The organism is Reyranella humidisoli, from assembly GCF_019039055.1.
Classification (GTDB): domain Bacteria; phylum Pseudomonadota; class Alphaproteobacteria; order Reyranellales; family Reyranellaceae; genus Reyranella; species Reyranella humidisoli.
This window is the reverse complement of the sequence record NZ_JAHOPB010000002.1, coordinates 364190-390794: the sequence shown is the minus strand read 5'-3', so window position 1 is coordinate 390794 and position 26605 is coordinate 364190. Positions and strand designations below refer to the sequence as shown.

32 protein-coding genes and 1 tRNA gene are annotated in these 26605 nt (G+C 65.3%); 12 read left to right on the top strand and 21 right to left on the bottom strand.

Annotated features, from left to right (window positions below):
- Positions 1–50: 50 nt before the first annotated feature.
- The 3 genes from KQ910_RS20255 to KQ910_RS20245 form a co-directional block, all read right to left on the bottom strand.
- On the bottom strand, positions 51–710 hold the full coding sequence (locus KQ910_RS20255) for a dienelactone hydrolase family protein (protein WP_216964647.1): 660 nt from the start codon (positions 708–710) through the stop codon (positions 51–53).
- An 83-nt stretch (positions 711–793) separates the two neighbouring features.
- A complete protein-coding gene (locus KQ910_RS20250) occupies positions 794–1174 on the bottom strand; it encodes an endonuclease domain-containing protein (RefSeq protein ID WP_216964645.1) in 381 nt (126 codons plus the stop codon).
- A gap of 52 nt (positions 1175–1226) precedes the next feature.
- The gene (locus KQ910_RS20245) at positions 1227–2747 is read right to left on the bottom strand and encodes an AMP-binding protein (protein ID WP_216964642.1); all 1521 of its coding nucleotides are present in this window, start codon (positions 2745–2747) and stop codon (positions 1227–1229) included.
- Positions 2748–2810: 63 nt separating this feature from the next.
- Here KQ910_RS20245 and KQ910_RS20240 point away from each other — a divergent pair, with 63 nt between their 5' ends.
- On the top strand, positions 2811–3959 hold the full coding sequence (locus KQ910_RS20240) for an NAD(P)/FAD-dependent oxidoreductase (RefSeq protein WP_216964640.1): 1149 nt from the start codon (positions 2811–2813) through the stop codon (positions 3957–3959).
- Positions 3960–4005: 46 nt separating this feature from the next.
- Positions 4006–4094: transfer RNA gene (locus KQ910_RS20235), tRNA-Leu, on the top strand.
- A 10-nt stretch (positions 4095–4104) separates the two neighbouring features.
- Here KQ910_RS20235 and KQ910_RS20230 read toward each other — a convergent pair.
- The 6 genes from KQ910_RS20230 to KQ910_RS20205 form a co-directional block, all read right to left on the bottom strand.
- The gene (locus KQ910_RS20230; RefSeq protein WP_216964638.1) at positions 4105–4386 is read right to left on the bottom strand and encodes a hypothetical protein; all 282 of its coding nucleotides are present in this window, start codon (positions 4384–4386) and stop codon (positions 4105–4107) included.
- 148 nt (positions 4387–4534) lie between these two features.
- Positions 4535–5551, bottom strand: coding sequence for an ABC transporter ATP-binding protein (locus tag KQ910_RS20225; protein ID WP_216964636.1), 1017 nt, complete (start codon positions 5549–5551; stop codon positions 4535–4537).
- Positions 5548–6459 carry an ABC transporter ATP-binding protein gene (locus KQ910_RS20220; RefSeq protein ID WP_216965804.1) on the bottom strand — a complete coding sequence of 304 codons (912 nt, stop codon included), beginning with the start codon at positions 6457–6459 and terminating at the stop codon, positions 5548–5550. The genes KQ910_RS20225 and KQ910_RS20220 overlap by 4 nt, the downstream gene beginning before the upstream one ends.
- A gap of 72 nt (positions 6460–6531) precedes the next feature.
- Positions 6532–7479 (bottom strand): ABC transporter permease, encoded by a 948-nt coding sequence (locus tag KQ910_RS20215; RefSeq protein WP_216964634.1) that lies wholly within the window; start codon positions 7477–7479, stop codon positions 6532–6534.
- Positions 7445–8407, bottom strand: coding sequence for an ABC transporter permease (locus KQ910_RS20210; protein ID WP_369408400.1), 963 nt, complete (start codon positions 8405–8407; stop codon positions 7445–7447). The genes KQ910_RS20215 and KQ910_RS20210 overlap by 35 nt, the downstream gene beginning before the upstream one ends.
- A gap of 57 nt (positions 8408–8464) precedes the next feature.
- Complete coding sequence (locus KQ910_RS20205) at positions 8465–10255, bottom strand: peptide ABC transporter substrate-binding protein (protein ID WP_216964630.1); 1791 nt, start codon at positions 10253–10255, stop codon at positions 8465–8467.
- Positions 10256–10384: 129 nt separating this feature from the next.
- Between KQ910_RS20205 and KQ910_RS20200 the strand changes: the two genes are divergently transcribed.
- Genes KQ910_RS20200 through KQ910_RS20190 form a run of 3 tightly spaced genes read left to right on the top strand, consistent with a single transcriptional unit; the run spans position 10385 to position 12069 of the window.
- Positions 10385–10702, top strand: coding sequence for a DMT family transporter (locus tag KQ910_RS20200; RefSeq protein ID WP_216964628.1), 318 nt, complete (start codon positions 10385–10387; stop codon positions 10700–10702).
- Between the two features lie 16 nt (positions 10703–10718).
- Complete coding sequence (locus KQ910_RS20195) at positions 10719–11471, top strand: glucose 1-dehydrogenase (RefSeq protein ID WP_369408399.1); 753 nt, start codon at positions 10719–10721, stop codon at positions 11469–11471.
- Position 11472: 1 nt separating this feature from the next.
- Positions 11473–12069 carry an NUDIX hydrolase gene (locus KQ910_RS20190; protein ID WP_216964624.1) on the top strand — a complete coding sequence of 199 codons (597 nt, stop codon included), beginning with the start codon at positions 11473–11475 and terminating at the stop codon, positions 12067–12069.
- 54 nt (positions 12070–12123) lie between these two features.
- Here KQ910_RS20190 and KQ910_RS20185 read toward each other — a convergent pair whose 3' ends face one another.
- Positions 12124–12549 (bottom strand): DoxX family protein, encoded by a 426-nt coding sequence (locus KQ910_RS20185; RefSeq protein ID WP_216964622.1) that lies wholly within the window; start codon positions 12547–12549, stop codon positions 12124–12126.
- 165 nt (positions 12550–12714) lie between these two features.
- On the opposite strand from KQ910_RS20185, the gene KQ910_RS20180 reads away from it, so the two are divergent.
- Entirely contained in the window at positions 12715–12852 is a 138-nt protein-coding gene (locus tag KQ910_RS20180; RefSeq protein ID WP_216964619.1) for a hypothetical protein, read from the top strand.
- 32 nt (positions 12853–12884) lie between these two features.
- Entirely contained in the window at positions 12885–13358 is a 474-nt protein-coding gene (locus KQ910_RS20175; protein ID WP_216964617.1) for a copper chaperone PCu(A)C, read from the top strand.
- A gap of 145 nt (positions 13359–13503) precedes the next feature.
- Here KQ910_RS20175 and KQ910_RS20170 read toward each other — a convergent pair whose 3' ends face one another.
- The 5 genes from KQ910_RS20170 to KQ910_RS20150 form a co-directional block, all read right to left on the bottom strand.
- On the bottom strand, positions 13504–13899 hold the full coding sequence (locus KQ910_RS20170; protein ID WP_216964614.1) for an MAPEG family protein: 396 nt from the start codon (positions 13897–13899) through the stop codon (positions 13504–13506).
- 20 nt (positions 13900–13919) lie between these two features.
- Positions 13920–14558, bottom strand: coding sequence for a uracil phosphoribosyltransferase (upp, locus tag KQ910_RS20165; RefSeq protein WP_216964612.1), 639 nt, complete (start codon positions 14556–14558; stop codon positions 13920–13922).
- 151 nt (positions 14559–14709) lie between these two features.
- Entirely contained in the window at positions 14710–15858 is a 1149-nt protein-coding gene (locus tag KQ910_RS20160; protein ID WP_229600831.1) for a URC4/urg3 family protein, read from the bottom strand.
- Between the two features lie 108 nt (positions 15859–15966).
- On the bottom strand, positions 15967–17202 hold the full coding sequence (locus KQ910_RS20155) for a GTP cyclohydrolase II (RefSeq protein WP_216964611.1): 1236 nt from the start codon (positions 17200–17202) through the stop codon (positions 15967–15969).
- 100 nt (positions 17203–17302) lie between these two features.
- The gene (locus KQ910_RS20150) at positions 17303–18199 is read right to left on the bottom strand and encodes a 2-hydroxyacid dehydrogenase (protein ID WP_216964609.1); all 897 of its coding nucleotides are present in this window, start codon (positions 18197–18199) and stop codon (positions 17303–17305) included.
- A gap of 66 nt (positions 18200–18265) precedes the next feature.
- Between KQ910_RS20150 and KQ910_RS20145 the strand changes: the two genes are divergently transcribed.
- From KQ910_RS20145 to KQ910_RS20130, 4 genes are all read left to right on the top strand, one after another.
- A complete protein-coding gene (locus KQ910_RS20145) occupies positions 18266–18700 on the top strand; it encodes a hypothetical protein (protein ID WP_216964607.1) in 435 nt (144 codons plus the stop codon).
- Between the two features lie 127 nt (positions 18701–18827).
- Complete coding sequence (locus KQ910_RS20140) at positions 18828–19175, top strand: hypothetical protein (RefSeq protein WP_216964605.1); 348 nt, start codon at positions 18828–18830, stop codon at positions 19173–19175.
- Between the two features lie 51 nt (positions 19176–19226).
- The gene (locus KQ910_RS20135) at positions 19227–19667 is read left to right on the top strand and encodes a cupin domain-containing protein (RefSeq protein WP_216964603.1); all 441 of its coding nucleotides are present in this window, start codon (positions 19227–19229) and stop codon (positions 19665–19667) included.
- 111 nt (positions 19668–19778) lie between these two features.
- On the top strand, positions 19779–20075 hold the full coding sequence (locus tag KQ910_RS20130) for a hypothetical protein (RefSeq protein ID WP_216964601.1): 297 nt from the start codon (positions 19779–19781) through the stop codon (positions 20073–20075).
- Here the strand turns inward: KQ910_RS20130 and KQ910_RS20125 are convergent, their stop codons facing one another.
- The 3 genes from KQ910_RS20125 to KQ910_RS20115 all read right to left on the bottom strand — a co-directional run bounded on the left by KQ910_RS20125 (position 20076) and on the right by KQ910_RS20115 (position 23883).
- On the bottom strand, positions 20076–21773 hold the full coding sequence (locus KQ910_RS20125) for an N-acyl-D-amino-acid deacylase family protein (RefSeq protein ID WP_216964599.1): 1698 nt from the start codon (positions 21771–21773) through the stop codon (positions 20076–20078).
- 76 nt (positions 21774–21849) lie between these two features.
- Positions 21850–22260, bottom strand: coding sequence for a hypothetical protein (locus KQ910_RS20120; protein WP_216964597.1), 411 nt, complete (start codon positions 22258–22260; stop codon positions 21850–21852).
- Between the two features lie 84 nt (positions 22261–22344).
- Positions 22345–23883: an SGNH/GDSL hydrolase family protein gene (locus KQ910_RS20115; RefSeq protein ID WP_216964595.1), complete on the bottom strand. Its 1539-nt coding sequence runs from the start codon at positions 23881–23883 to the stop codon at positions 22345–22347.
- A gap of 102 nt (positions 23884–23985) precedes the next feature.
- Here KQ910_RS20115 and KQ910_RS20110 point away from each other — a divergent pair, with 102 nt between their 5' ends.
- Positions 23986–25050 carry an LLM class flavin-dependent oxidoreductase gene (locus KQ910_RS20110; RefSeq protein ID WP_216964593.1) on the top strand — a complete coding sequence of 355 codons (1065 nt, stop codon included), beginning with the start codon at positions 23986–23988 and terminating at the stop codon, positions 25048–25050.
- A 14-nt stretch (positions 25051–25064) separates the two neighbouring features.
- On the opposite strand, the gene KQ910_RS20105 is transcribed toward KQ910_RS20110, so the two are convergent.
- The 3 genes from KQ910_RS20105 to KQ910_RS20095 are packed head-to-tail and all read right to left on the bottom strand — an operon-like array spanning position 25065 to position 26572.
- Positions 25065–25526: a DUF3617 domain-containing protein gene (locus KQ910_RS20105; RefSeq protein WP_216964591.1), complete on the bottom strand. Its 462-nt coding sequence runs from the start codon at positions 25524–25526 to the stop codon at positions 25065–25067.
- Positions 25527–25584: 58 nt separating this feature from the next.
- Positions 25585–25956, bottom strand: coding sequence for a hypothetical protein (locus KQ910_RS20100; RefSeq protein WP_216964589.1), 372 nt, complete (start codon positions 25954–25956; stop codon positions 25585–25587).
- A 55-nt stretch (positions 25957–26011) separates the two neighbouring features.
- A complete protein-coding gene (locus KQ910_RS20095) occupies positions 26012–26572 on the bottom strand; it encodes a hypothetical protein (RefSeq protein ID WP_216964588.1) in 561 nt (186 codons plus the stop codon).
- Between the last annotated feature and the right edge of the window lie 33 nt (positions 26573–26605).

Here is a 26605-nt window from a genome sequence, read left to right as displayed (position 1 = left end):
TGCGCTCATGAGTCATGAGAAGAGCGCCATGGAGTGGCGCGCTCCGATGATCACAGATGCTTCTTCAGGAATTCGAGCATCCGCTCCCACGCGGCATTGGCCGACTTTACGTCGTAGGCCTCGCTGCGTTCGCTGAAGAAAGCGTGCGCGGCGTCGTAGCGGAATATCTCCGGCGAATGCCCGGCACCCTTCATCGCCTTCTCGAGCGCGTCGACGGCGGCGGGCGTGCACCAGTCATCCTTGTTCGCAAAGTGGCCCTGCAGCGGCACCTTGATTTTGGCCGGATCGGCCAACTGTCCCGGCGGGATGCCGTAGAAGGGCACGCCGCAGGAGATGCCGCCGATTCGGGCACAGGCCGCGATGGTGAGCGCGCCGCCCATGCAGAAGCCCATCACGCCAACCTTGCCGCCCATTCCCGCGAGATGCGTCACCGCACCGGCGATGTCCTGGTCGGAGGCGCCGACGAAGTCGAGACCGCTCATCATGTGATTGGCCTCGTCCGGCTTCTGCGTCACGCGGCCCTTGTAGAGATCGGGCGCCAGCGCGTTGTAGCCCTGCCGCGCGAAGCGATCGGCGACGCCGCAGATCTGGTCGTTGAGCCCCCACCATTCCTGGATCACCACGATCCCCGGCCGGCCCTTGCCCGCTTCGGCCAGATAGCCCTTGCAGGTCGATCCGTCGGGACGCTTGAAGTCGATCAGGTTGCCCATGTGATTGTCCTCCTCAATCTCTATGCCGCTGAAAGATGCTTCGCTTCGGTCAGCATGACAACATTCCTCATTGCGCAATCATTTCATGTTCCTCTCCCCCTTGGGGGAGAGGCTAGGTGAGGGGCGCTTGCCAAGAGAGCCTGTTCGATCTCCGTCCATATACCTTCCGGATTCTCGACAACTTGATTTGCCCAGAATCGCAGTACACGCCATCCGTCCTGTTCCATCGCCGCCGTGCGTCGATTATCGGTCTCAACTTGGAAGGCATGATGATCGCCATCGATTTCGATAACGATCTTGAGCGATATGCAGGCGAAGTCGGCAAAGTACGGACCGATGGAGTGCTGCCGCCTGAATTTGAACCCATTCAGGCGGCGCCCTCGAAGAAGCTCCCAGCAGATTCGCTCCGCGCGACTCCCATCGCGACGTAGTTCTCGGGCCCGCGCAGTCGCTTCGTCCTGCATTCCCCCTCACCTAGCCTCTCCCCAAAGGGGGAGAGGAACATGAAAAAGACGATCAAAGCAGCTTGCGCAGCTCCGTCTTCAGGATCTTGCCGTAGTTGTTCTTCGGCAGCGCCTCGATGAACCTGTAGTCCTTCGGCCGCTTGAAGCGGGCGATGTTGTCGAGGCAGAGCTTGTCGAGTTCAGCCGGTGACAGGGTCTGGTCGCCGCGGGCCACGATGAAGGCCACGACCTCCTCGCCCCATTCGGGATGCGGGCGGCCGACCACCGAGCACTCGGCGACGCCGGCATGCAGGTTCAGCACATCCTCGATCTCGCGCGGATAGATGTTGGAGCCGCCCGAGATGATCATGTCCTTCGAGCGGTCCTTGAGGGTCAGCAGCCCCTCCTCGTCGAAGGCGCCGACATCGCCGGTCCACAGCCAGCCGTCGCGCAGCGAGCGCGCCGTGGCCTCCGGGTTGTTCCAGTAGCCGGCCATCACGGGATCGCCCTTGCAGATGATCTCGCCAACCTCGCCCACGGGAAGCAGGCGGCCTTCCTCGTCGACCACCCTTACCTCCATGCAGGAATCGGCGCGCCCGGCCGAGGCCAGGCGCTGCTCCCAGCGCGGATGGCTGCGGTCCCAGTGATACTCGCGGCTGAGATGGGTGATGGTCATCGGGCTCTCGCCCTGGCCGTAGAGCTGCATCAGCTTGTTGCCCAGCAGGTCGAGCGCGCGCTTGAGGTCCGACACGTACATCGGCGCGCCGCCATAGGTGATGAGCCGCAGTGCATCGGGCTTCAGGTCGGCCACGCTGCCATGCTCGATCAGCCGCTTCACCATCGTGGGCGCGAGGAAGATCGAGCATTCGGGCCAGCGGTTCATGAGCTCGACCGTCTCCGGCACCTCGTACTTGCCGCTCTCGGGAAACACCTGCACCGAGCCGCGTGCCAGCATCGGGAAATTCCACAGGCCCGAACCGTGGCTGATCGGGGCGGCATGCACGATCGACCCTCCGGGCGCCGGCCGGTCGACATCGGCGAAATAGTTCAGGGTCATCGCCAGCAGATTGCGATGGGTGAGCATGGCGCCCTTGGGACGGCCCGTCGTGCCCGACGTGTAGAACAGCCAGGCGAGATCGGTGGGCTCGGCATCGGCGATCGGGCTCGGATCGCCGACCGCCATGAACGTGTAGGAACGCGTCGTGACGTCGACGATCTCCTTGAGTTCCGGCGCCTCCTTGGCAGCCTCGGCGATCGTGTCGGCGAGGTCTGGCGTCACGAAACAGAGCCTGGCTCCGGAATTCTCCAGGATGAACGCGAATTCCCTGGCATGCAGCTTGGCGTTCATCGGCACCGCGCAGAGCCCGGCGTGCCAGATCGCGTACATGACCTCGATCGATTCGACGCAGTTGGACATGGCGAAGGCCACGCGGTCGCCGCGCGACAGGCCGAACCGGCCCGCCAGATGCGTGCTCATCACCGAGACCTTGCGCCACAGGTCCCGATAGTTGAGGTGCGGTGACGTCCCGCGCGCCAGCGCGGGCAGGTCGCGGAACTCCTGCGCGGAGCCCAGCAGCAGATGGGCGATGTTCATTGGATCTGTTTCCTCGCCTGCCGACTATTGCAGGCACGGCATCGACCTTGCAATGTGCCGCCCATGCAGGATTTCGATTTCGCCATTGTCGGCGCCGGCATTGCCGGCGTCTCCGTCGCCTATCACCTCGCGCCCCATGCGAAGGTGATCATCCTCGAGCGCGAGAACGTGCCCGCCTATCACACGACGGGCCGCTCCGCCGCGCTGCACTCGGAGACCTACGGCAGTGCCCAGATCCGCGCCATCACGGTCGCCTCGGGGCGGTTCTACCGCAATCCGCCGCAAGGCTTCTCCGACCATCCGCTGCTGACGCCGCGCGGCGCGCTGGTCGCGGGCCGCGCCGGGCAGGAGGCCGCGGTGAAGGCCGCCGCCGCCGACTATGCCCAGCTCGTGCCCTCGGTGCGCTGGCTGGAGCCGGCCGAAGTGCTGCGCCGCCTCCCCATCCTGAGGCCCGAGGCGGCGGGCGGCGGCGCGGTGTTCGAGCCCGAGGCCGACGACATGGACGTGGCCGCGATCCATGGCGGCTTCCTGAAGGGCGCGCGCGCCGCCGGGGCCGTGCTGCGGCTCGACGCCGAGGTCCTGGGCCTCGAGCGCTTCGACGGGATGTGGAACATCACCTTGCGCGGCGACGGTGACGCCATCCGCGCGGCCAACGTCATCGACGCAGCCGGCGCCTGGGCCGACGTGCTGGGCGGCCTCGCCGGCTGCGTGCCGATCGGCCTGGTGCCGAAGCGGCGCACCGCCTTCACCTTCGACGCCCCGCAGGGGCTCGACCTCGGGCCGCTGCCGATGATGATCGACTTCGACGAAAGCTTCTACTTCAAGCCCGAGGTCGGTCAGTTCCTGGGCTCGCTGGCCGACGAGACGCCCTCGCCGCCCTGCGACGCCCAGCCCGAGGAGATCGACGTCGCCACCGCCGTCGAGCGAATCGAGACGGCGAGCACGCTCGAAATCCGCCGCATCAAGAACAAGTGGGCGGGCCTGCGCTCCTTCGTCCACGACAAGAATCTCGTCGCGGGCTACGACCCGAAGATCGAGGGCTTCTTCTGGCTGGCCGGCCAGGGCGGCTACGGCATCCAGACCGGCTACGCTGCCGGCCAGCTCGCCGCCGCGCTGGCGCTGGGCAAGCCTCTCCCCGCCGAAGTGGCCGACCTCGGCGTCACCGAAGAGTCGCTGTCGCCGAAGCGCTTCGCGGTGAGCGACGACGCCTGAACGGGATGACACGGGAATCGACCCTGACTAAGGTCACCCGCGCGGGGCCCCCGTGGCGGAATTGGTAGACGCCAGCGACTTAAAATCGCTTGATCCGTAAGGGTCGTGCCGGTTCGAGTCCGGCCGGGGGCACCAAAGGCGCGTACTACGAATTTACCTTCGAGCTTTCCCGCAGGCCTGCCAGACGGGCGGCATCGCGGCTCGAGGCGAAGGCTGCGATCCGGATCGATTCGGCCATGATCGCCGCCTTCTTCTTCCCGTTCGAGTAAAAGGCGTTCTTCAGATAGGTGAGCTGATCGTCCAGCTGCTTGCCCTTGACCGGGTCGCCCGCCGCAACGGTCGCAATGACGATCTTCATGATCTGGAAGAGTGCTTCCTCATTCTCGGTAAGGATGGCGCTCGCCGGCTTCTTGCTGTCCTCTGACATGGGATCCTCGGCGGTTGGGGGGGCTGACTTGTAGCCGCCACTCCTATGCCGCGAAAGAGATCAGCAGGGATCATTGCTGGGGGCGCGCCACTCCATTGGCGCGTCAAGTTCGAGGAAGATCGCGCCACTGGAGTGGCGCGCCCCCAGCCTAATCCCGGTAGTGACAGGCCGCCCAATGGCCCGGGCGCTTCTCTTCGAGCACCGGCGCGCGCTGCGAGCAATCGGGACGCGCGATCGGGCAGCGGGTGTGGAAGTGGCAGCCCGAGGGCGGACGGATCGGGTTGGGCACGTCGCCCTGCAGCATGATGCGTTTGCGCTTGATCGTCGGGTCGGGGATCGGCACGGCCGACAGCAGCGCTTCCGAATAGGGGTGGATCGGCGTGTCGTAGAGTTCCGCCGCCGGCGCGATCTCGACGACGCGGCCGAGATACATCACGGCGATGCGCGTCGAGATGTGCTCCACCACGCTGAGATCGTGGGCGATAAAAAGGTAGGTGAGGCCGAACTGCTCCTGCAGGTCCTCCAGAAGATTGATCACCTGCGCCTGGATCGACACGTCGAGCGCCGACACCGGCTCGTCGCAGATCAGCAGCTTGGGCTCGACGGCGAGAGCGCGGGCAATGCCGATGCGCTGGCGCTGGCCGCCGGAGAATTCGTGCGGAAAGCGGCGCATGTGGTCGGGCCGCAGGCCGACCGTCTCGAGGAGCTGCACGACGCGGTCTTCCATCGCCTGGCGCGACTTCACCAGCTTATGGATGATCAGCGCCTCGCCGATGATGGCGCCGATCGTGAGGCGCGGATTGAGCGACGCATAGGGATCCTGGAAGATGATCTGCATGTCGCGCCGCATCGCCTGCAGCGCGTTGTGGTCCATCTTCATGACGTTGGCGCCCTGGAACCAGACCTCGCCCGAACTGGGCTCGATCAGGCGCAGGATGCAGCGGCCGGTCGTCGACTTGCCGCAACCGGATTCGCCCACGACGCCCAGGGTCTCGCCGGCCTCGATGTCGAAGCTGACGCCGTCGACGGCATGGACCTTGTCGACCACGCGCGACAGGATTCCGCCACGGATCGCGAAATGCTTGCGCAGGTCGCGGACCGAGAGAAGCGGCTTGGCGGTTTCCGGGGCCGTCCCGGTCGCCTTGGAAGCAACAGGGGCGCTCACAGCACGCACCTCACGTAGTGCCCGGGCCCGACTTCCTTGAGCGGCGGCAAGCCCTGGGTGCAGATATCCATGGCGAACTTGCAGCGCGCGGCGAAGCGGCAACCCGGCGGCGGGTCGAGCAGGTTCGGCACGGTGCCCGCGATGGCCTCGAGCCGCTGCTTCTTCTCGGCCGAGCGATCGACGCGCGGGATGGAGCGGATCAGGCCCTGCGTGTAGGGATGTCGCGGATCGCCGAACAGCGCCTCGACCGAGGCCTCCTCGACGACGTTGCCGGCATACATGACGGTGACGCGCTGGCAGGTCTCGGCGACCACGCCCATTGCGTGGGTGATCAGCATGATCGCCATGCCGAACCGTTCCTTCATCTCCTGCATCAGCTCCAGGATCTGCGCCTGGATGGTGACGTCGAGGGCGGTGGTCGGCTCGTCGGCGATCAGCAGCTTGGGCTGGCAGGAAAGCGCCATGGCGATCATCACCCTCTGGCGCATGCCGCCCGAGAACTGGTGCGGATAGTCGTGCACGCGGCGCTGCGGATTGGGAATGTCGACCAGCCGCAGCATCTCAGCGGCACCGGCGATCGCCTGCTTGCGCGACAGCTTCTGGTGCAGCGCGATCACCTCGGCGATCTGGTCGCCCACCGTATAAACCGGATTGAGCGAGGTCATCGGCTCCTGGAAGATGATGGCGATCTCCTTGGCGCGGATCTTGTCCATCTCGTCCATGGAAAGCGGGATCAGGTCCCGTCCCTGCCACAGGATCTGCCCGGCCTCAAAGCGGCCGGGCGGCATGTCGATCAGCTTCAGCACCGAACGGGCAGTGACGGTCTTGCCGCAGCCCGATTCGCCCACGACGCCCAGCGTCTCGCCACGGTCGATGTGGAGATCGACGCCGTCGACCGCGCGGACCATGCCGTCGTCGGTCTTGAACCAGGTCTTGAGACCGCGAATATCCAGCAGGGGTTCGGTCACGCTACACCAGTCCTAGAGAACACGCCGCGGATCGAGCGCGTCGCGCAGTCCGTCGCCGATGAAGTTGATCGCCAGCACCGTGATGAAGATCAGCGAGCCGGGGAACAGCGCCCAGTGCGGGGCGATGTCGAGATAATCCTTGGCGTCGCGCAGCACGCTGCCCCAGGTCGGCACGTCCGACGGGAAGCCGAGGCCGAGGAACGACAGCGTCGACTCCGCGATGATGGCCGCGGCGACGTCGATGGTCGCGACCACGATCACCGGGCCCAGAGCGTTGGGCAGGATGTGCTGGGTCACCTGGCGGATACGCGAGGCCCCCAGCGCGCGGGCCGCCTCGACGAATTCCTTTTCGCGCAGGGAGAGGAACTGCGCGCGCACCAGGCGCGCGGCGGACATCCAGCGCGTGCCGCCGATGACCGCGACGATCAGCACGAAGGCGCCACCCTCGACGCCCAGCACGCCCTTCACCGGCTCGCGGAACAGGTAGATGACCAGCAGGAGCAGCGGGAGCTGCGGCAGCGACAGGAAGAGGTCGGTGACCCACATCAGCGCCGCGTCGACCCGTCCGCTCGACATGCCGGCGACGGCGCCGACCAGCACGCCGAAGAAGATGGCGACGACCATCGCCGCGAAACCGACCGCGATCGAGATGCGGCCGCCGTAGATCAGCCGTGACAGCAGGTCCTGGCCCAGATCGTCGGTGCCCAGCGGATGGGCCCAGGACGGCCCCTGCAGCTTGGCGGCGAAGTCGATCTCGTTGATGGGCACCCGCCAGATGAGCGGCCCGGCCAGAACGCCGAACAGGATCAGGCCCAGGGCGAAAGCCGAGAACAGCGCCATCCTGTGCCGCCGGAAGCGGCGCCACGCCTCCTGCCAGGGCGAAAAGCCCTGCGCCTTGCGCGCGGCCGGGTTCCCGGCGGAAGCGCTAGCGGAAAGCGATGCGGGGGTCGAGCCAGCCATAAAGGATATCTGCGATGAGGTTGAAGACGACGACCAGGCAGGCCGAGACGAAGGTGACGCCCATGACGACGGGCGTGTCGTTGGAAAGCATCGAGGTGATCAGCAGCGAGCCGATGCCGGGCACGCGGAAGATCTGCTCAGTGACGATGGCGCCGCTGAAGACGATGGGCATCTGCAGGGCGACGAGCGTAACCACCGGGATCAGGGCCGTGCGCACGACGTGCCGGGTGATGACCTTGCGTTCGCCGATGCCCTTCGACCGCGCCGTGGTGACGTAGTCGAGGCGGATGACGTCGAGCACCGAGGATCGCACGAAGCGCACCAGCGCCGCGCCCTGGAAGAGGCCGAGCACCGTCACCGGCATGATCGACTGCTTGATATGCTCCCAGTAGAACGCCCAGCCGGTCGCCGTGATGTCGGCGCGGTAGACGAAGGGCAGCCAGTCGAGCTGGATCGAGAAGACCAGGATCAGCACCAGGCCGGTAAAGAAGGTCGGCAGGGAGAAGCCGATGAAGGCGAAGGTGTTGGCAATCTGGTCGAACAGCGAATAGGGCCGCGTTGCCGCCAGCACGCCGACCGGAATGGCGATCACGATGGCCAGGATCTGCGAGGCGCCAATGACGACCAGCGTCACGGGCAGGCGCTGCATGATCAGCGTGCTCACGTCCATGCGGCTGACGAAGGAGAAGCCCCAGTCGCCCTGCATGAGGGCAAACAGCCAGTGCCAGTAACGCATCCAGATCGGGTCATCGAGACCGAACTTGGCACGCAGCGCGGCGCGCACCTCGGGCGGTACCGCCGGGTTTGTCGCCAATTCGTCGAAGGGATCTCCCGGCGCCATGGCCAGGAGGGCGAAGAGCACGATGCTGATCCCGAGCAGACTCGGGATCATGATCAGGAGCTTCCGGATTACGTACTGCCTGCTCACGCGATGACCTGCAAAAAAGAAAGCCCTCCCTGCTCATGCAGGGAGGGCGTTGCGGATTTACGCGTCCTTGAACCAGTCGCTGAGATCCGAGGTGTTGTTGTCCCAGCCGCTGATGTTGCAGTTGAGCTTCGCCGTCTTGGCCGAGACCGTCGGGCGCTGCACGATGCCCATCACGATCTGGTTCTGGATGGCGAGGTCGTTCAACTTGATGAACGAGGCAGCGCGCTTGACGGGATCGAGCTCCGCCTCGGTCTCGCGGTAGATCTTGTCGGCCTCGGGGCTCTGCCAGCGGGTGATGTTGCGGCCCTGCCACTTGTTGGCCTTGGTGGCGGCTTCCGTCGAGACGAACTGAAGCATGTGCGTGCCCGGATCGGGCTGGCCCATGGTCGTCGTGTACATTTCGAGGTCGGTGTAGAACTTCGTGTACGTGTCCGGATTGGCCACGTCCGACGAGAAGAAGACCGACGCCGTCACCGACTTGAGCTCGATGTCGATGCCCGCCTTCTGGGCCGCCTGCTTGATGATGGCCTGCGTCTTCTGGCGGGGCTGGTTGATCGAGGTCTGGTAGACGAACTTGAGCTTCTTGCCGTCCTTGGCACGGATGCCGTCGGCGCCCTTCTTCCAGCCGGCCTTCTCGAGGATGTCGTTGGCCTTGTCGACGTTGAACTCGATCGGGTTGTTCTTGGAATCGAAGCGCGGCGGACCGTAGAGGAAGTTGCGGGTCGCCGGACCGGTGCGGCCGTAGATGTGGTCCTGGATCGACTTGTTGTCGACCAGCAGCGCCATCGCCTTGCGCACTTCCGGATCGCTGAGCGTCGGGTGCTTGGTCTTCAGGCTCGACCGCTCGCCGTCGACTTCCGTCCACGGGTCGGTCGTATTCAGGAGCAGGAACTCGATGTTGCCGCCCGGCGTGACCGAGACGCTGCCCTTGCCGCCCTTCTCCAGGCGCGAAAGGATTTCGTCCTCGACCTGCAGGTTCCAGGCGAAATCGAACTCGCCAGTCTGCAGCACCGCGCGCGCCGCCGAAACGGCGTCACCGCCGCCCTTCATCTCGACGCTGTCGAAATACGGCTTGTTGGCCTGGTGGTAGTTCGGGTTCATGACGCCCGTCACCAGATCGCCCGGCTTGAAGTCCTTGAACATGTAGGGGCCGGTACCGACCGGCTTCAGATTGGTGGGTGCGTCGCGCGACTTGGCGCCGATATAGTCGGCGAACAGGTGCTTGGGGATCAGCATGCCGCGCGTTCCGACGAAGGCATCGGCCCAGAACGGCGTCGGCTTCTTGAACTTCACCGTCACCGTGTACTGGTCGACCTTCGCGACCATGACGTCCTGGTACGACGCGATCGTATAGGCGGCCGTCGCCGGGTCCTTGGCATATTCCCAGTTGAACACGACGTCGTCGGCCGTGAACGGCTTGCCGTCATGCCAGGTGACACCCTGCTTCAGCTTCCACGTTACCGTCAGGCCGTCGGCGGAAAGGCCGCCATTCTCCTTGGTCGGAATCTCGGCAGCCAGCTTGGGCTTGAGGTTGCCGTCCGGATCCCACGCTGCCAGCGGCTCGTAGAACAGGCGCGAACCGTCCTGGTCCTTGGTGCCGACCGCGAAATGCGGGTTCAGCAGGGTCGGACCCTGCCACCACAGCAGCTTGAGCGGGCCACCGCCGCCCCGCTTGGTCGGCTTGTAGGTCGAGGCCGGCTGCGCCATCGCCACGCCCGACGAAACGAGGATCTGGCCGGCGACCGGCGCTCCGATGCCCACCGCCATCATCGCCTGCACGAAACCACGTCGCGAAAGCTTGCCGGCCTTCACCTTTCCGACGAGGCCACGGATTTCACGTTCGTTCATTTCGAAACTCCCAAGATCGATGCCTTCCCAATGCCGCCCTCGCTATGCTGCAAGATGCGTGCAATCCTTGATCGTTACAGGCTGTAACGTTGCCGTCAATGACAGCACTTGCTGCGGGGGAGACACTTAATGGCTTGGATAGCTCTTTTTCTGGCGGGACTCTGCGAAATCGGCTGGCCCGTTGGGCTGAAACTCGGCTGGACCGACCAGGGCCCCAGGCCGGGATGGTTGCTTCTCGCCGTCGTTGCCATCGTGGTGAGCGGGGCGCTGCTTATGTGGGCACAGCGCACCATCCCGATGGGCACTGCCTATGCCATCTGGACGGGTATCGGCGCCGTGGGTGCCTTCACCGTTGGCATCCTGGCCTTCGGCGACACCGCCTCGACCCTTCGCATCGTCTCGATCGGCCTGATCGTGGCGGGCATCATCGGCCTCAAGATCGCCTGAGGAAACGGCCATGAGAATGAAGGACAAGGTTGCGCTGGTCACCGGCGCCGCGAGCGGGATGGGTGCAGCCACCGCGCGTCTTTTTGCCCGCGAGGGCGCCAGGGCGGTGGTCGTGGCCGACGTGCTCGACACGGACGGCGAGGCGGTCGTCGCCGAGATCAGGAAGGCCGGCGGCACTGCAAGCTACGTGCATCTCGACGTCACGAGCGAAGCCCAGTGGCAGGAGGCGGTCGACAAGACGGTAGCCGCCCACGGTGGCCTCAACGTGCTGGTGAACAACGCCGGCATCTCGGGTTCGGCCGCCGAGGATCTCTACGATACGGCGCTGTGGCACAAGCTGATGGACATCAACTCGACCGGCGTCTTCCTCGGCATGAAGTACGGCATCGCCGCCATCCGCAAGACCGGCGGGCCGGGCTCGGTCGTCAACCTGTCCTCGATCTCGGGCATCGTGGGGCAGGCCTACATCCATGTCGGCTACAACGCATCGAAGGGCGCCGTGCGGCTGATCACCAAGGCGGCGGCGGCGCAGCACGGAAAGGACGGTATCCGGGTAAACTCGGTGCATCCCGGCCTGATGCCGCCGATGCGCACCTCCGGCCGCACCGCCGATCCGGTGCAGCGCGCCAAGACACTGAAAGGCGTGCCGCTCGGCCGCGCCGGCGAGGTCGACGAGGTGGCTAACGCGATCCTGTTCCTGGCCTCCGACGAATCCTCTTACGTCACCGGTGCCGAGCTGGTTGTCGACGGCGGCTGGACGGCGGTCTGAAGTGGCGGACGAGCGCACGACCGTCCCGCCCTGGAAGGTTCTGGACTCGAAGTACAGTTACCGCGACCGCTGGCTGACCCTTCGCTCCGACACGGTCGAACTGCCCAACGGCCGGGTGCTCGCGCCCTTCCACGTCATCGAGCAGCCCGACTGGAGCACGGCCATTGCCCTCACCCACGACGGCAACGTGGTCCTGGTCGAGGAGTATCGCCATGGCGCGGCGCAGACCGTGGTCGAACTGCCCAGCGGCATCATCGAGGGACCGGGCACGCCGGTCGAGCACATGAAGCGTGAGTTGCTGGAAGAGACCGGATTCGCCAGCGACGAGTGGCACCCGCTCGGCAGCTTCTTCGCCAATGCACCGCGCCTCAACAATCGCGTCCACTGCTTCGTGGCGCTCGACGCCCGCAAGGTCGCCGAGCCGAAGCTCGACGACAGCGAGGTGATCGTCACCCACGAAGTCCCGTTCGCCCGCTTCCTGGAGGAGTTGCGCGACGGCAGCCGTACCTTCCACGGCTTCCAGGTCGGCACGATGTGGCTCCTGCACACATTCGCACGAAGGACGAAAGACAAGCGCCTGGCAGCGCTGCTGGCCTAACCCTTCATGTTCCTCTCCACCGCTAGGGGGAGAGGAGTTTGAGTGAGACGAAGCCTAGCGCCGCAAGTCGCGCAGGCGACCGGCGACGGCGCAGGCCATCAGGCCGCCGATGAGCGAGATGTGTTCCATGGCGACGCGGAAGTGCGGCGTGCGCGCGGGCTCCTGCATCGTCCAGAACGGATGGGCGAGCAGGATGGCGACCACGAGGAAGCCGCTCAGGATGCCGCAGCCCAGCCACAGCCAGCGATCGAACAGGATCATCAGGGAACCGATCAGCAAGGTCGCGACCAGGACGATGTTGAGGATGCCCGCCGGTTCCAGGCGGAGCGCCTTCAGCTCGGCGACGCTGTGCTGGAATTCGATCAGATGCGCGAGACCCGCGCTCCAGAACACGAAGGTCAGCACCAGCCGCGCCAGGAACCAACCGATGCCGCTGTCCAGAAAAGCCACGATGACTCGCGGCGTGTCGTTCTTACCCATGTAGGTTCTCCCCCGAGAAGCTGCGGCGGGACCATAAGGCGACAAGCTGTCCCCTTCCACTGCGTTCGCTTTCGTGTGTACTTCCGCCATGGTTCGCAAACAATCCGACCAGGGCTGGCGCGCGAGCGGTTCCAGTGCAGTCCGAAAGCCGGCGTCGACCAGTTCGTGAACCACGTTCCCGGCGTCTGGCTGCCCGACATCCCGACCGGCCAGCTCCATCCGACCGGCCAGGAGATCGTACTTGCCGGCGTCGTCGATCTTGCCGAGGCTCGTGCCTGGCTCGACGCGCAGAAAAATCGCTGATCCCCCGAACTCATTCATCAGGAGTCCGTACCATGCTCGCCCGTCGCCTCTTCCTCGTCACCGCCGTCTCTCTGCTGGCAGTGCCTTCGATGGCCCAGGATTACAAGCTGGGTTCACTCGAGATCACCACGCCGTGGACGCGCGCTACCGCCCCGACCGCCCGCACCGGCGGCGGTTTCATGACCATCACCAACAAGGGCACGACGGCCGACAGGCTGGTCTCCGCCCGCAGCACCGCGTCCGAGAAGGTCGAGATCCACGAGATGCAGATGGACGGCAGCGTCATGCGCATGCGTGAACTCGCCAAGGGCCTCGACATCCCGCCGGGCGCCACCGTCATGCTGAAGCCCGGCAGCTATCACATCATGTTCATGGAACTGAAGGCACCGCTCGCCAAGGACGCCAAGGTGCCGGTGACACTCGTGTTCGAGAAAGCCGGCAGCATCGACGTGCAGCTCAACGTCCAGGCGATGGGCGCCATGCCGCAAGGGCATGGGAAGAACTAACCCGTCATCTCGACCGGCGCGCGCAACGCGGAGCGGAGAGATCTTCGCTCCACAATTTGCCGGCTTTACGTAGAGGGAAGGTCTCTCCACTCCGCACCTTCGGTGCTTCGGTCGAGACGACGGTCCCTTCTTAAAGCTCGGTTTGCTACATCGCCTTCAGAAGCTCGATGGCGATCAGGACCATGCCGATCACCGACACGAACCACGCAAGCGTGCGCAGCCAGGCGATGCCGGCGACGTAGATCACGGCGTAGGCGACGCGGCCCCAGAAGAAGATCGCCGCGCCCATCGCCGTCATGGCGTTGGCCTTGCCGGCCACCGCGGCGACCAACACCAGTGCCGCGAACAGCACCATGTTCTCGACCATGTTGAGATGAGCGCGCTTGGCGCGTCCGGCCCAGCCCTTGATCTCGGGCACGCCTTCGCGGTTGCCGGCCAGGATGGGCAGGCCGACCGCCCGGTTGGCGCCCGTGGCCGCCACCAGCATCTGGACGAACGTCAGGATCACGGAGAAGAGGAGGTACTTCAGGTCCGGAGACATCGATGTTTCTCCCGTTGTTGTTATTTGGTCCCGAAGAGACGGTCGCCCGCATCGCCGAGCCCGGGAACAATATACCCGTGATCGTTGAGTTTTGCATCGATTGCTGCCGCGAAGACCGGTACGTCGGGATGGACCTCGGCGAAGGTCCGCGCGCCCTGCTCCGAACCCAGCACGCAGATGAACTTGATTCGCCTGGCCCCGGATTCCTTCAACCGGTCGACCGCGGCAATGGCCGAATGGGCAGTGGCCAGCATCGGGTCGCAGACGATGACGTCGCGGTCGGAGATGTCCTGCGGGAGCTTCAGGTAATACTCGACGGCCTGCAGCGTGCGCGGGTCGCGATAGAGTCCGACATGGCCGACACGGGCCAGCGGCACGAGGTCGATTACCCCTTCGGCCAGGCCGAGGCCGGCACGCAGGATCGGCACGACGACCAGCTTCTTGCCGTCGAGCATCGGTGCGTCCATCGCCTCGATCGGTGTTTCGATGCGCACATCCACCATCGCCAGGTCGCGCGTGGCGTCGTAGCCCAGCAACAAGCCAATCTCGCGCAGCAGGCGGCGAAAATTCGTGCTCGACGTCGCCTTGTCGCGCAGCTTGGTGAGCTTGTGCTGCACCAGAGGATGCGTCACGACATGGATCGAGTGCGGCAATGACATCAAAGGCTCCCCCTCACGTGGCCCATCCTTCGAGACGCATCGCTGCGCGATGCTCCTCAGGATGAGGTCTATCCCAAACCAATACTCTCAACCTCATCCTGAGGAGCGGTCCGCAGGACCGCGTCTCGAAGGGTGGGCAACACTTCAGATGCTAGAACACCGTGCCGTCACTCTCGACGGTGATAGGCGGGCCGCCGTCCGGGCGGCGCTCCGCGGCCAGTCGCCGTCCCGCAAACCACGTGCCGGCCTCCAGCACCTTCACCAGCGGCAGGCGCTGCGCATCCATACCCAAATGCAGCCGGACATGCTCGGCAATCTGGTCGAGCAGCGCGACGGTGAGCGCCCGCCATTCCACGATCGCCTCGTCGCCCGGTGCGAAGCTCTTCTCCAGCAGCACCCGCTGCCTGGGCCGCAGCGCGCCGGCATCGACCAGCAGGCCGCCGTTGCGATACTCCGGCAGGCCGGTCAGCGCATCGAGGGCCACGACTTTCAGGCCTGCTCCCTCGATCGGTTCGACCAGCGAATAGCTCATCCATTGCGAGAGCTTGTGGAACGGCACGAGCCCGACCACCGGATGCTCCCACACGTCGCCGCGCGGCGAAGGCCAGATCGGCGAGAGCCTGTCGAGCACGGCGGCCAGGATGGTTTCGGCCTTCACCTCGCCACCAGTCGCCACGACGTCGAACAGCGCCCCCGGCCGCTCCAGTCCGACACCGCCCAGCTTGCGCAGCAGTTCGGCGCGGCCCTCGAGGCCGAGCAGCGGATTGTGCGCTTTCACCTGGAAGCCCATGGCGATGTCCATCGGCGTGAGCGCCGCCAGGCGCTCGGCATCGACCCTCAATGGATCGCCCTTGGCGTCGCGGCTGAACGCGCCGTTGGCGAACATGTGAAAGCTGGCAACGCCCAGCCCCTCGGAACGGGCATGGGTCTCGCCGGTACCGGGCTCCCGATAGCTCCAGGCCGCGCCCGCGCCGGCGTCGAGCAGGACGGATACGACCGCGAGGTCCATGCGGCGACGCGCGATTTCTTCCGGCGGCAGGTGCGCCAGCCGCTCGGCCAGCGCGCTCCAGCGATCACGTCCGCCGGCCTCGAAATGCCTCCAGCGCGAGTGGAACGGAATAGCCGCCGGATCGGGAAACCGCTCGCGCGCGACGGCGAGCGTCGCCTGCACCGCGGCTTCCAGCCCATTGGCGTCGAGCTGGAACCACTGCGATTGCCCATCCACGACATACTTCAGGATCTTGCCCGCCCGCTCACGGATCGCGACGGGGGTGCGGAGATAAGCCAGATCGTTTCTCAAGATGTGCGCCCGCGAACCGGTGTCATCCTGAGCGCAGCGAAGGATCCTTCGCTGCGCTCAGGATGACAAGATGAAGTGAATTGAAGCCAAAGAGCGCGCTCCGATGAATCATTCATCGAGGCCACGCCCCTTGGCGCGCGCCAGCTCGTTCGAGCCGGGCTTGGTCGGGCTGAAATAGCCTGCGGCCTTCTTGGCATCCATTTCCACCAGCGCGTCGGCGGGGATCAGGTGCTCGGGGATCGGCACCTGCTCGACGATCTCGATGCCCTGCTCGCGCAGCGCGTCGGACTTCATGTTGCTCATCGAGGCGAAGCGGTCGATGCGGCTGACGCCCAGCCAATGGAAGATATCGGGCATCAGCTCCTGGAAGCGCATGTCCTGCACGCCCGCCACGCATTCGGTGCGGTTGAAGTACTGCGCCGCCGAATCGCCGCCGGGCTGGCGCTTGCGGGCGTTGTAGACGAGGAACTTCGTCACCTCGCCCAGCGCCCGTCCTTCCTTGCGATTGTAGATGACGACACCGACGCCGCCGCGCTGTGCCATGTCGATGCAGATCTCGATTCCGTGCGCGAGATAGGGCCGGCAGGTGCAGATATCGGAGCCGAACACGTCGGACCCGTTGCACTCGTCATGGAGGCGGCAGGCGATCTTCGTCTCCTGCTTGCCGAGTTTCGACACGTCGCCGAAGAAATAGACCGTGGCGCCGCCGATCGGTGGCAGGAACAGTTCGAGGTCGGGTCGCGTCACCAGTTCGGTGTACATGCCGCCCGTCTGCTCGAAGAGCGTGCGGCGCAGGTCGGTCTCCTTGACGCCGAAACGCTCGGCGATGCCGGGCAGCCACCAGACCGGCTCGATCGCGGCCTTGGTCACCTTCACGTCGCCGGTACCGCTCAGGATGTCGTTGTCGGGCTTCAACCGGCCGGCCGCCATGGCCTCCATGATCTCTGGCATGTTCACATGCGCCTTGGTGATGGCGATGGTCGGGCGGATGTCCCAGCCGGCGGCCAGCTTGTCGGCGAAGACCTCGGAGACCAGATGGCCCCACGGGTCGAGCGACACGATCTTCTTCGGGTCGAACCATGCCTCGAAGGGACCGATGGGCTCTGCTGGCGAGGTATTGGTGAGATCCGGCCGGTGGTCGGCCTTGAGTTCCTGCGCCGCGATCGCCAGGGCGCGATAGATGCCGTAGCTGCCGGAATGAACGCCGATGACGTTGCGGTGCGACCCAAGGCCGACCGTCCCGACGACGGGACCTCGCACGGCAGGGTCGCGCGCGCCCCAGACCACCGGGGGAGCCGGCTGGCCGCCCTGGCTGGGATGAGTGTTCAGTCTGATATGCGCCATTGCTTTCCGGTCCTCTGGGAGCGGGAAAGCGAGGAAGCTTACAGTGGCAACATGACCAAAGAAAGACCGTGTCCGATCCCGCCCCGGTGGCTGCAGAAAATCAGACTCCCTTCGCCGCGAGATCGATGGCGCGGCGGTACATGGTCATCGCGGCTTCGGGGGTGTTGTAGCCGGCGTGCGCCGTCAGCGTAACGTTGTCGAGCGCGAGCAGCGGCTCGTCCGGCGGCGTCGGCTCCTTTCCGAAGACGTCGGTCGCATAGTGGCCGACCCTGCCGGAGCGCAGCAGCTCAATCAGAGCAACCTCGTCGACGAGGCCCGCCCGCGCGGTGTTCACGATGATGACACCGGGCCTGGCTTTCTCCAGCTTCGCGCGATCGAGGAAGCCGCGTGTCGCGTCGTTCAGCGCGAGGTGCAGGCTCACGATGTCGGACTGCGCCAGCAGGTCGTCGATCGACACCGATCCGCCCTGAACGGGCGAGCGGTTGTAGGCGATCACCTTGAGTCCGATCCCCTGCGCGATGCGCGCCATCTCGCGGCCGATACCCCCCAGCCCGACCACGCCCAGTGTCTTGCCCCGGAGTTCCATGCCCTGCATCGGGCGCCAGCCGCCGCCGCGAACGATGCCGTGCATGGTCGCGATGTGGCGCGCCGCGGCGAAGACCAGGCCCATCGCATGCTCGGCGACCGTCGTGTCGCCGTAGCCGCCGATGGTCGAGACCTTGATGCCGAACCGTTCGGCCGCCGCGACATCGACAAAGCTCGAAGCGCCGGTGCCCAGGAAGACGATGTGCTTCAGCCCGGTGCAGCGCTTCAGGGTCGGCTCGCTGAAGTAGGTCGCATCGTTGATGACCGTGTCGTAGCCCTCGACGATGCCCGGCACCCGCTCTTCCGACACCGGCCCCATGTTGACCACGACCGGAATGTCCGCAGCGCCATGGACCTGCTTCCACACGCGGTCGATGTCGGGGGTCGAATCGATGAACAACGTCCTCGGCATGAGCATCCCTCCAGAATTCTGCGACGATAGTCTGCAGACTCCAAACCGTCTGCTAGGATGGCATCGATGAACCGACGCTTTCTCCTCGGCGCCCTGCCGATCCTTGCCGCTGCACCCGCTTCCGCCCAGCCGCTTCCGGCCATCCGGACGCTCTCGATATCGGCGGCGCCCGCCAGCACGACCGTGACCGGCACGCTCGCAGACACCAGAGCCCGCGGGCTCTATTATGTGCCCGGGCGCGAGGGGGAGACGATGAACGTCATGGTCGCTTCTCCCGGCAACAATGTCGTGTTCCAGATCTGGGAACCCGGCACCCTGGTCCGGATGAACGCGGAGGGTACCCCGGTCCTCGACGGCAAGCCGATGCACGATGCCGGACCGACCGACGAGCCCGCAGCCTGGGTTGGTGCCCTGCCCCGCACCGGACCCTATCTGCTGATGGCCTACAGCCGCCGCGATGCGGCGAGCTTTACACTCACCATCACCGTGGCGAGCCAGTAGTTCCGCGCCGGATTTCAAGGTTGCGCCTCAAGTGCAATATATCTAGCCTGCGCCGGTGTGTGGGTGGGCCGGCATGGGGATGCCGGACCCGTCAGTTCGACGTCTGGAATTGACGCAGGAGCTTGTAATGAAAATGCTCTTTGCGGGCGCGTCGGCGCTCGCGGTGGCGGTGCTGGTTGGCGCCGGAACGATCGCCTATTCGCAGCAAAGCGCCGTCCCCGGAAGGCCTGCGCAGACCCAGGGGGCGCAGCCTCCCGGTCAGACCCAGCAGACGGCTTCCTCCTGCCTGACGCAATACAATCCCGTGCCCGGCCAATCCGCGATCACGATGATCCGCGCCGGTTACGAGATCAAGGCGGCGGTGCCCAACGGCCTCTGGCTCCAGAAGGACAAAGACCTGCATTACTGCAATTCCGGCCGGCCGATCGAAGGCGAAGTGCAGTGCTGGCAGATGCGCGAAGTCGCACGCTGCTGACCCGGAAGCAGGAACAGGGCATTCTCCGCCGAAAGCATCATGGAGGATCGAATGCCCGACCTGTTTCCCACGACCGGCGAAGCCGAGCAGGAGAAGCTCAAGGAAGAGACGGCAACGGGCGCCGGCGGCATCGTCAGCCATCTCGGTCCCGACTCCTTCAAGAAAGACGGGCTGCGTCCCTTCTTCGAATACAGGCCGCTCGGGCTGAAGGAACTGACCGGCGGCAGGGTCGGCGCGCATGTCATCCGCGCGGTGCCCGGCCAGCATCCTGACGCGCCGCGCCACAGTCATGCGCTCGAGTTCCAGTTCGTGTATGTGCTGAAGGGCTGGGCGATCTTCGAATACGAAGGCTACGGGCAGCACAAGCTGGTGGCCGGTTCGACCGTCTATCAACCGCCCGGCGTGAAGCACAAGGAAATCGACCATTCCGACGATCTCGAACTGATCGAGATCACCATGCCGGCCGACTTCGAAACGACCATCGTGGAGTAGCCACCGGCGCCGAGCTGTCCCGAGTATTGGAGGGACCCAATACGCTCGTTCGTTGCGTCCGCTGACCGATCAACATAGAGTTTCGGTGATTATTGCCGAAAAAGGGTTTGAATGAAGTCTCTGCTGGCTATCCTGCTCGCCTGCCTCGCAATCGGGACGGCGTGGGCGCAGCCGCAGCAACCCGCGCAAGACAAGCCGCCCACCTGTCTGTCGCAATATTCGGAAGCGGCGGCGATGTCGCCGGGTCTGCTGATTTCCACCGGCTTCGATATCAAGGCCGCCGTTCCGGGCGGTGTCTGGCTGCAGAAGGATAGAGAGGTCTACTTCTGCAATACCGGTCGCGCGGCCGACGGCGAGACCCTGTGCTGGAAACTGCGCGTTCCGGTAAAGGGACAGCGTTGTCAGTAGTCACGCACCGTGGCGCAGCAGACGACCCGAGTGGGTGTTGGTCGGTCGGTCGTTGCGCATCGTGACCTCGCCGTTGACCAGGATGTACTTGTAGCCCGAGGCGCGCTGCACGCGGCGCCACTCGCCGCCCGGCAGGTCATGCGCGATCTCGTCGGGTAGAACCTTCAGCCCATCATAATCGTAGATCACGATGTCGGCCGGCGCGCCCTTCTTCAGCATGCCGCGGCCGCGGAAGCCCGCCACCTCGGCCGGTAGTGCAGAAAGCCGCCAGTGCACGTCCTCGAGGCTCAGCATGCCGTGCTGGCGCACCACCTTGCAGATCGTCTCGGTCGGATAGCGGCCGGCCGTCAGGAACTTGGTATGGGCGCCGCCGTCCGACACGCCGAACAGGATGTAGGGATCGTCCACCAGTTCCTTCAGGTACTCGATGCTGCCGTTGGGCGGGGCCGCGAAGAACTCGGTCTCCAGGTTCTCCTCGACCGCCATGTCGAGCATGACGTCGACCGGATGCTTGCTCATCTTCTCGCCGGCATGGGCCAGCGTATGGTCGAGCCACTTCTTGTTGCGCTCGGTCTTGGGACCGACGATGGCGATCTGCGGAAGCGGACCGGTCGCGGTGATCGGCAGGTTTTCGCGCAAGCGTGCGCGGCGCGCCGGATCGGCGAGCTTGGCCAGGCGCTCCTCGCGCGTGCCGGTCGTGGCGTCGCACCAGTCCTGCGAATCGTCGAAGAGATTCCAGTCCTCGAAGGTGAAGGTAAAGCCTGCGTCGGTCGTGAGCCCCTGCCCCACCACGCGGATACCGCGCTCGCGGCAGCTCTTCAGCCAGGCGAGCGCGCGGCGATGGATCTCGGGCCGATGATCGAAGGCCTGTATCACGTTCATGATCATCGGCCGGCCGCTCAAGGTGGCCAGCTCCTCGTAGAAGGCGCGGTCCTTGGCGTTGTCGCCCGAGATCAGGAGCATCTGCATGAAGCCTTCGTTACGCTCGGCCAGAACGCGGGCGAACTCCCGGCAGGTCTCGTCATGCATCACGTCTGTCGGCATCGGCGTGCCGTCATAGTCGCGCTGTACCGCCGACGGGCCGGTCGGGAGCATGCGTTGCGCCGACCAGCCGCAGGCGCCGGCATCCATCGCCTCGTTGAGCAGGCGCTTCATCTCCTCATGCTGTTCGGGCGTCGGCAGCTTGCCGGCCTTGGCGGCCTCGAACCCCATCACCCAGATCAACAGCGGTGAGATCGGCACATAGGGCAGAACGTTCACCGCCTTCGGCGCGGCATCGACGCTGTCGAGGAATTCCGGAAACGTCACCCAGTTCCAGGGCATGCCCTCCTTCATGGAGGCCATGGGGATCGCCTCGACGCGGGTCATCGACATCATGGCGCGCTCGCGTTCGGCGGGGCGCACCGGCGCGAAGCCGAAGCCGCAATTGCCGATCACGACCGACGTGATGCCGTGCCACGAGGAGAGCGTGCAGTAGGGATCCCAGAAAAGCTGCGCGTCGTAGTGCGTATGGAGGTCGACGAAACCCGGCGCCACGATCAGGCCGCCGGCGTCGATCACCTCGTCGGCATCGCTCGCCGCGATCTGGCCGATCTCGGCGATACGCCCGTCCTTGATGCCGATGTCGCCGCGAAAGCGCGGCAGCCGGCTGCCATCGACGATCATGCCGCCGCGGATCACACGATCATAACGCGCCATTCGCTTCCTCCGGTCTTGCCGAAAGCCTGCGGATGCACCGTCGGCCTGTCAACGCGAGTGGGTCGCGCCGCAGAACTCAGTTGCGTTTCGTGATGTGGATGAAGCTGTTGTTGGTGTTGGGCCGGTAGCTCACATTGTAGTGTCCGCCGCCGCCCACGGCGGCACAGTTGTTTCCCGCCGTCTGCACGCGTGCGATGGCATATTTCGTCCAGGCATTTCCCTTCGACATGTCGACGTCGAGCTCGAACACGAGATTGGGCGAGCTTCTCTGCGCATTCGCGTATTGCCAGCACAGCGCGGTCTGATAGCCCGGCCGCAGCGACGTGGTTCTCCACTCGCCCTCACCCCATTTGTATCGGTAGCTGACCTGGGCCTGCGTCTGATTGTGCAGGCACGCACAGCCATGCGTGATCTGTTGCGCCGCCGCTGGTCCAGAGAAGAGCACGCCACCCACAAAGGCAAACGCCACGGCCGCGGCGGCCGTCATCGATCCAGACTTCATCCAACCCCCCGAGTGACGGCGCACCCTAAAATTGCCGCGTCGAGACTGCAAGCTCATGGAGCAGGCGGGTCAGCCACTTTTTTTTCCACACTCGAAGGTGACGACGCGCGGCACGTAGGGTGCAGGCGGCGGCGTAATCGGGAAGCTCTTCCTGGGCCAGGTGCCATCGGCGAGGTGGCGATCCACCACCGGCACCAGGAGCTGCAGAACGATCCACGCCCGAAGCCTCTCGCCCTCGGGCGTGCCGTGGATGGCATCGACGAACAGGTCCGGATCGGAGGGCATCAGCCGCGCCACGTCGAGAAAGTCGATCCGGTGTGTCCGGGCGAACTTCTCCAGTACGCGGTTCTGGAACAGCGCCATCCTCTCGAGGTCGCGATAACGGAACGGCGCGTAGCCGTAGTTGAGATATTCGAGGATCAGGCGATGACGCACCGGGTCGAGCACCATGCCGTCGGCCACCAGCCACTTGTACGAAGCGATCGCCAGCTCGCCGCCGGTCTTCTTCGCAATGGCCTCGATGCGACCGAGATCCGCCAGGATCGTCGTGAGGCTCACCGGCAGGTCGCCGCGCGCGATGTCCGGATCCTTCTCATCGAGGCCCTCGGGCCAAACGAGCTTGTAGTCGGGCTTCGGCCACTCACGCCCCTCGGCGATGACCCGGGCCATGGCATCGGCCTGAGCGTCGCCGGATTGCCCCACAGGGCGCGAGCCATATTGCGCCAGGAGGCCTTCGAGGCGGCGGGCCAGCGCGAAGGTGTAGCCAAGATCGACGAGGACGCGCTGCAGCAGACTGGGGTCCGGCTGCGACTTGATGCGCAGACTGGCCGCAGGCGGCGGTAGGTCGGGAACGACCGTTTGAAGAAAAAACTGGTTGGCGCCCTCGTAATAGACGACCAGATCGGGTGCGAGCGGCGCCACCTCGTTCTTCATGATCGCCGCGATATCGGGCGATGCGATGCTTTCACGGCCGGCGTTGAGCACCTCGAACTTGAGATCGAGCTTTTTCGCCGCCGCCCAGCGGTTTAGCCAGTAGCCCACGTGCTCGGGATACGAATAGAGGAAGTTGTGCGCACTCACCGTCGTCGAAGCGCCGATGAAGGCGATGCGAATCGTCTTCGTCTGGCGCGCGACCGGCACCGGCGGGCCACGGAAGCCGTATTCGTTGGTCACGAGACCGATCGGCGTCGTCCTGTCGGGCAGGAAGCGGAAACGAGGCCAGGGCTCGCCGTCGGGCGGGTCGTAGACATAGATCTGGCCCGGCGCGTCCTTGAGATAGAAGTGCCTGCAAGGGTCTGGGCCCACGAAGGCGCTGTTCCATGCCTTGAACATGTCCGAACGCCGGGTGCCTTCCGTCACGCCACCGGCCTCGACTCGCCGGATCAGGTCGACGTCCTCGGGCTTTGCCGGCCGCCGGTTCGGCAGTGGCGCCGGGTTCTCGCCGAACCAGGCGCGCTGAACGCCTTCCGCCAGGGGAATCTCACCGAGGTGTTTCAGCGCATCGCTCGGCGCTTCGGCATCGAGCCAGCGCACCAGCCCTTCCGCGGCCGCCGTGCAGAGCAAGACGGACAACAGGACAAGCAGCGTGTTCTTCAGCAGGATCGGCACGGCTCGTTCTAGTACGCCCCTCATTTCGAAACCAGTAAAGCACCCGATCTCGGCGCTCGGAGAGCCATGCTATAAGGCACGCCGAATAACGCGGAGAGGTCGATGCAGTTCGGTTGGCTTACGCTTGCAATGTCCCCATCGCCCGACGAAGACGCCGATCGCATCGACCAGATCGTCGCCCAGGCTTGCGAAGCCGAGCGGCTGGGCTTCTCCGACGTCTGGCTCACCGAGCACTATTTCACCGGCGAGAGCGTCTATTGCGACTCGTTGATGTTCGCGGCGGCGCTGGCGATGAAGACCAGCAGGGTACGGCTGGGCTTCGCGGTGGTGCAGACTCCGTTCCACCATCCGGTGCGACTCGCCGTGCAACTGGCGCTCCTCGACAATCTGAGCAAGGGCCGCATCGACGTCGGCATCGGCAAGGGCACCGCCTACAACGAGTACGAATTCGTCGGCCACGGGTTGCGGAGCACCGACAGCCGCGAACGTATGGAGGAAACGGTCGACATCCTGCAGCGCGCCTGGACCGAGTCGCCTCTCGACTATGACGGCCGCTTCCACAAACTGCATGTCCCCGCGATCCGGCCGAAGCCGGTGCAGCAGCCCGGACCGCCGTTGTGGCGTAGCGTGATTTCGCCCGGATCGTTTCGGGAATGCGGCAGGCTGGGCGTACCGATCCTCACGGCCCGCCTGCCCGTCGAGCGCATCAGGGAACGCTGGGCGACCTATGCCGCAGGGATCGACGAAGGCGGCCACGATGCCGCAACGAAAGAGCGCCTGCTCACGCAGAGCGCGCTCTGGCGCAACGTCTACGTCGCGGAGTCCGACGCCGAGGCGGAAGACACGCTGGCGGCGCTGCTCGTCGAAACCCGCGCGCACATGATGCATGTCCGCGAGGCGTACAATCCGGACGACTTCGAACCGGAGCCCGCGACGCTGAATGCCTGGACGGATCCCAAGGTCCCGGATTCCGAAGCGGTGCCGTTCGTGCTCCGCACGGGCTCGCTCTACGGTTCGGCGAAGCGCGTTCGAGAACAGGTAGCCGAGCTACGCGATGTCGGCGTACGGCATCTGCTTTGCCAGACCGGTTTCGGCGCGATGGACCACGCCCAGAACCTCGCATCGATGCGCCGATTCGGCGAGCAGGTGATGCCCGCCTTCGCCTGACGCCGTGCCTCGGCCTATTTCGGGCAGTCGCCGAGTCGCTTCCCGCTCAGTTCGCTCTTGCCCTTCACCGTCGTCCCCGACTTGTCGGCGGCCTCGAGCTGGCCCACGCCCTGGTAGCTGGTCGGCGAGTAGCTGACTTCGGCCTTCGCCGTGACGCCCGGCAACTGATCGTTCGGCGGGCAGGTCAGGGTTGCCGCAAGCACGCCAGCCTTCTGTGCGCCCGGCTCGTACTTGCAACCATGTTGCTTGATCTCGTCCGGCGTCGGAAAAAGCAGGCGCTCGAGCTGGGCCTCGTCGGCGGCAAGGCAGATCTTCTTCGACGTCGGGGGCATCTGCGGCATGCCTTCCATCGAGGTCTTCTCGGTCGTCTCCCACTCGCCCGCCTGGATGGCGGTCTGCGCGCCCGCGGGGACAGCGACCGTCAACGCCCCCAACAACAACGCACCGGCAAAGGCCGACGGTGGGAACAGCTTCATGTAAACTCCTGCTTGCGCGTGGATCGGGACCTTACCCGACAGCGGCGCTCGACGTCGCCTACTTCGGCAGGCTGTCTATCCACCGCCGCGCCGGTTCGACATCGGAGAAAACCCGCATCGGCCGGTCGGCAGTAGCGAGGATGCCGAGTACGCGCGAAACGAGGTCAGCCTTGTCCGGCGGGATCACGATGGCGAGTGGTCCGGGCGTTCCGGTGGCATGGCGTTCCCGAAGCTGCACGCCGATCGCCAGCATGTCCTCCGGCGTCATGTCCGTTTCTCCGCGGCTGCCATCGAACAGCTTGCGGTAGGGCTGCGTGCCGGCCCCGTTCATCGCCCGAATGTAGTCGTCGACGTCCTGGCGCGTGACGTGACCATCGGCGGTCGTGATCACGAGCCTTTCCTTGGAGTCGACGATCCAGTGCAGCGGCATGACGCACATTGTTGACAGGCCGGAAGGATAATACCACCGCCCACGGCAAATAAAGTCAGCGGAGGTCGCTCCACAGCGCCGCGAGGGCATGGGCTGCGGCATCGATGTCCGCCGCCATCATGCGTTCACCCGCAAATGCCTGGGCGCCGAAACCGTCGGGGAGCAGTTGCATGCGAACGCTCCGTGGATCGACAGCCAGCATGCAGGACGTCGCATAGTCATCCGCCGCCCCGCTGTTGCAGACCCGGAATATCGGGACACCCGCCGAAAGGTCGGCCGAGATCGCACCCCCCAGGCCGAGATCGAGGATCCCGAGGCGACGGGCGCCGTGCGACCTCAACTGTCCGAGGCGTTCCCGAAGCATCTGCCGAGATACCTCGGCCCCCGCATCGCCCTCCCAGTCGAGGAGAGGCGCCACGACGACAGGCAACCGCTCGACGAGCTTCTGTGCAACGGCGCGCGCGATCGTCGTCGCGGTCTTCATCGGCAGGTACGAAGGCGCCTGCGCGGGCCGGCTCCAGACCACCGGCAGCAGGACGACGGCGTCGGCCGCGAGACGGGAGGCGGCTTCCTCCCGGGTGAGATCGTCCAGCCAGACGCCGCGCGGAGTATTCATCGGGTGCAAGCTAGCACGTGCTAGGGTGGCTGC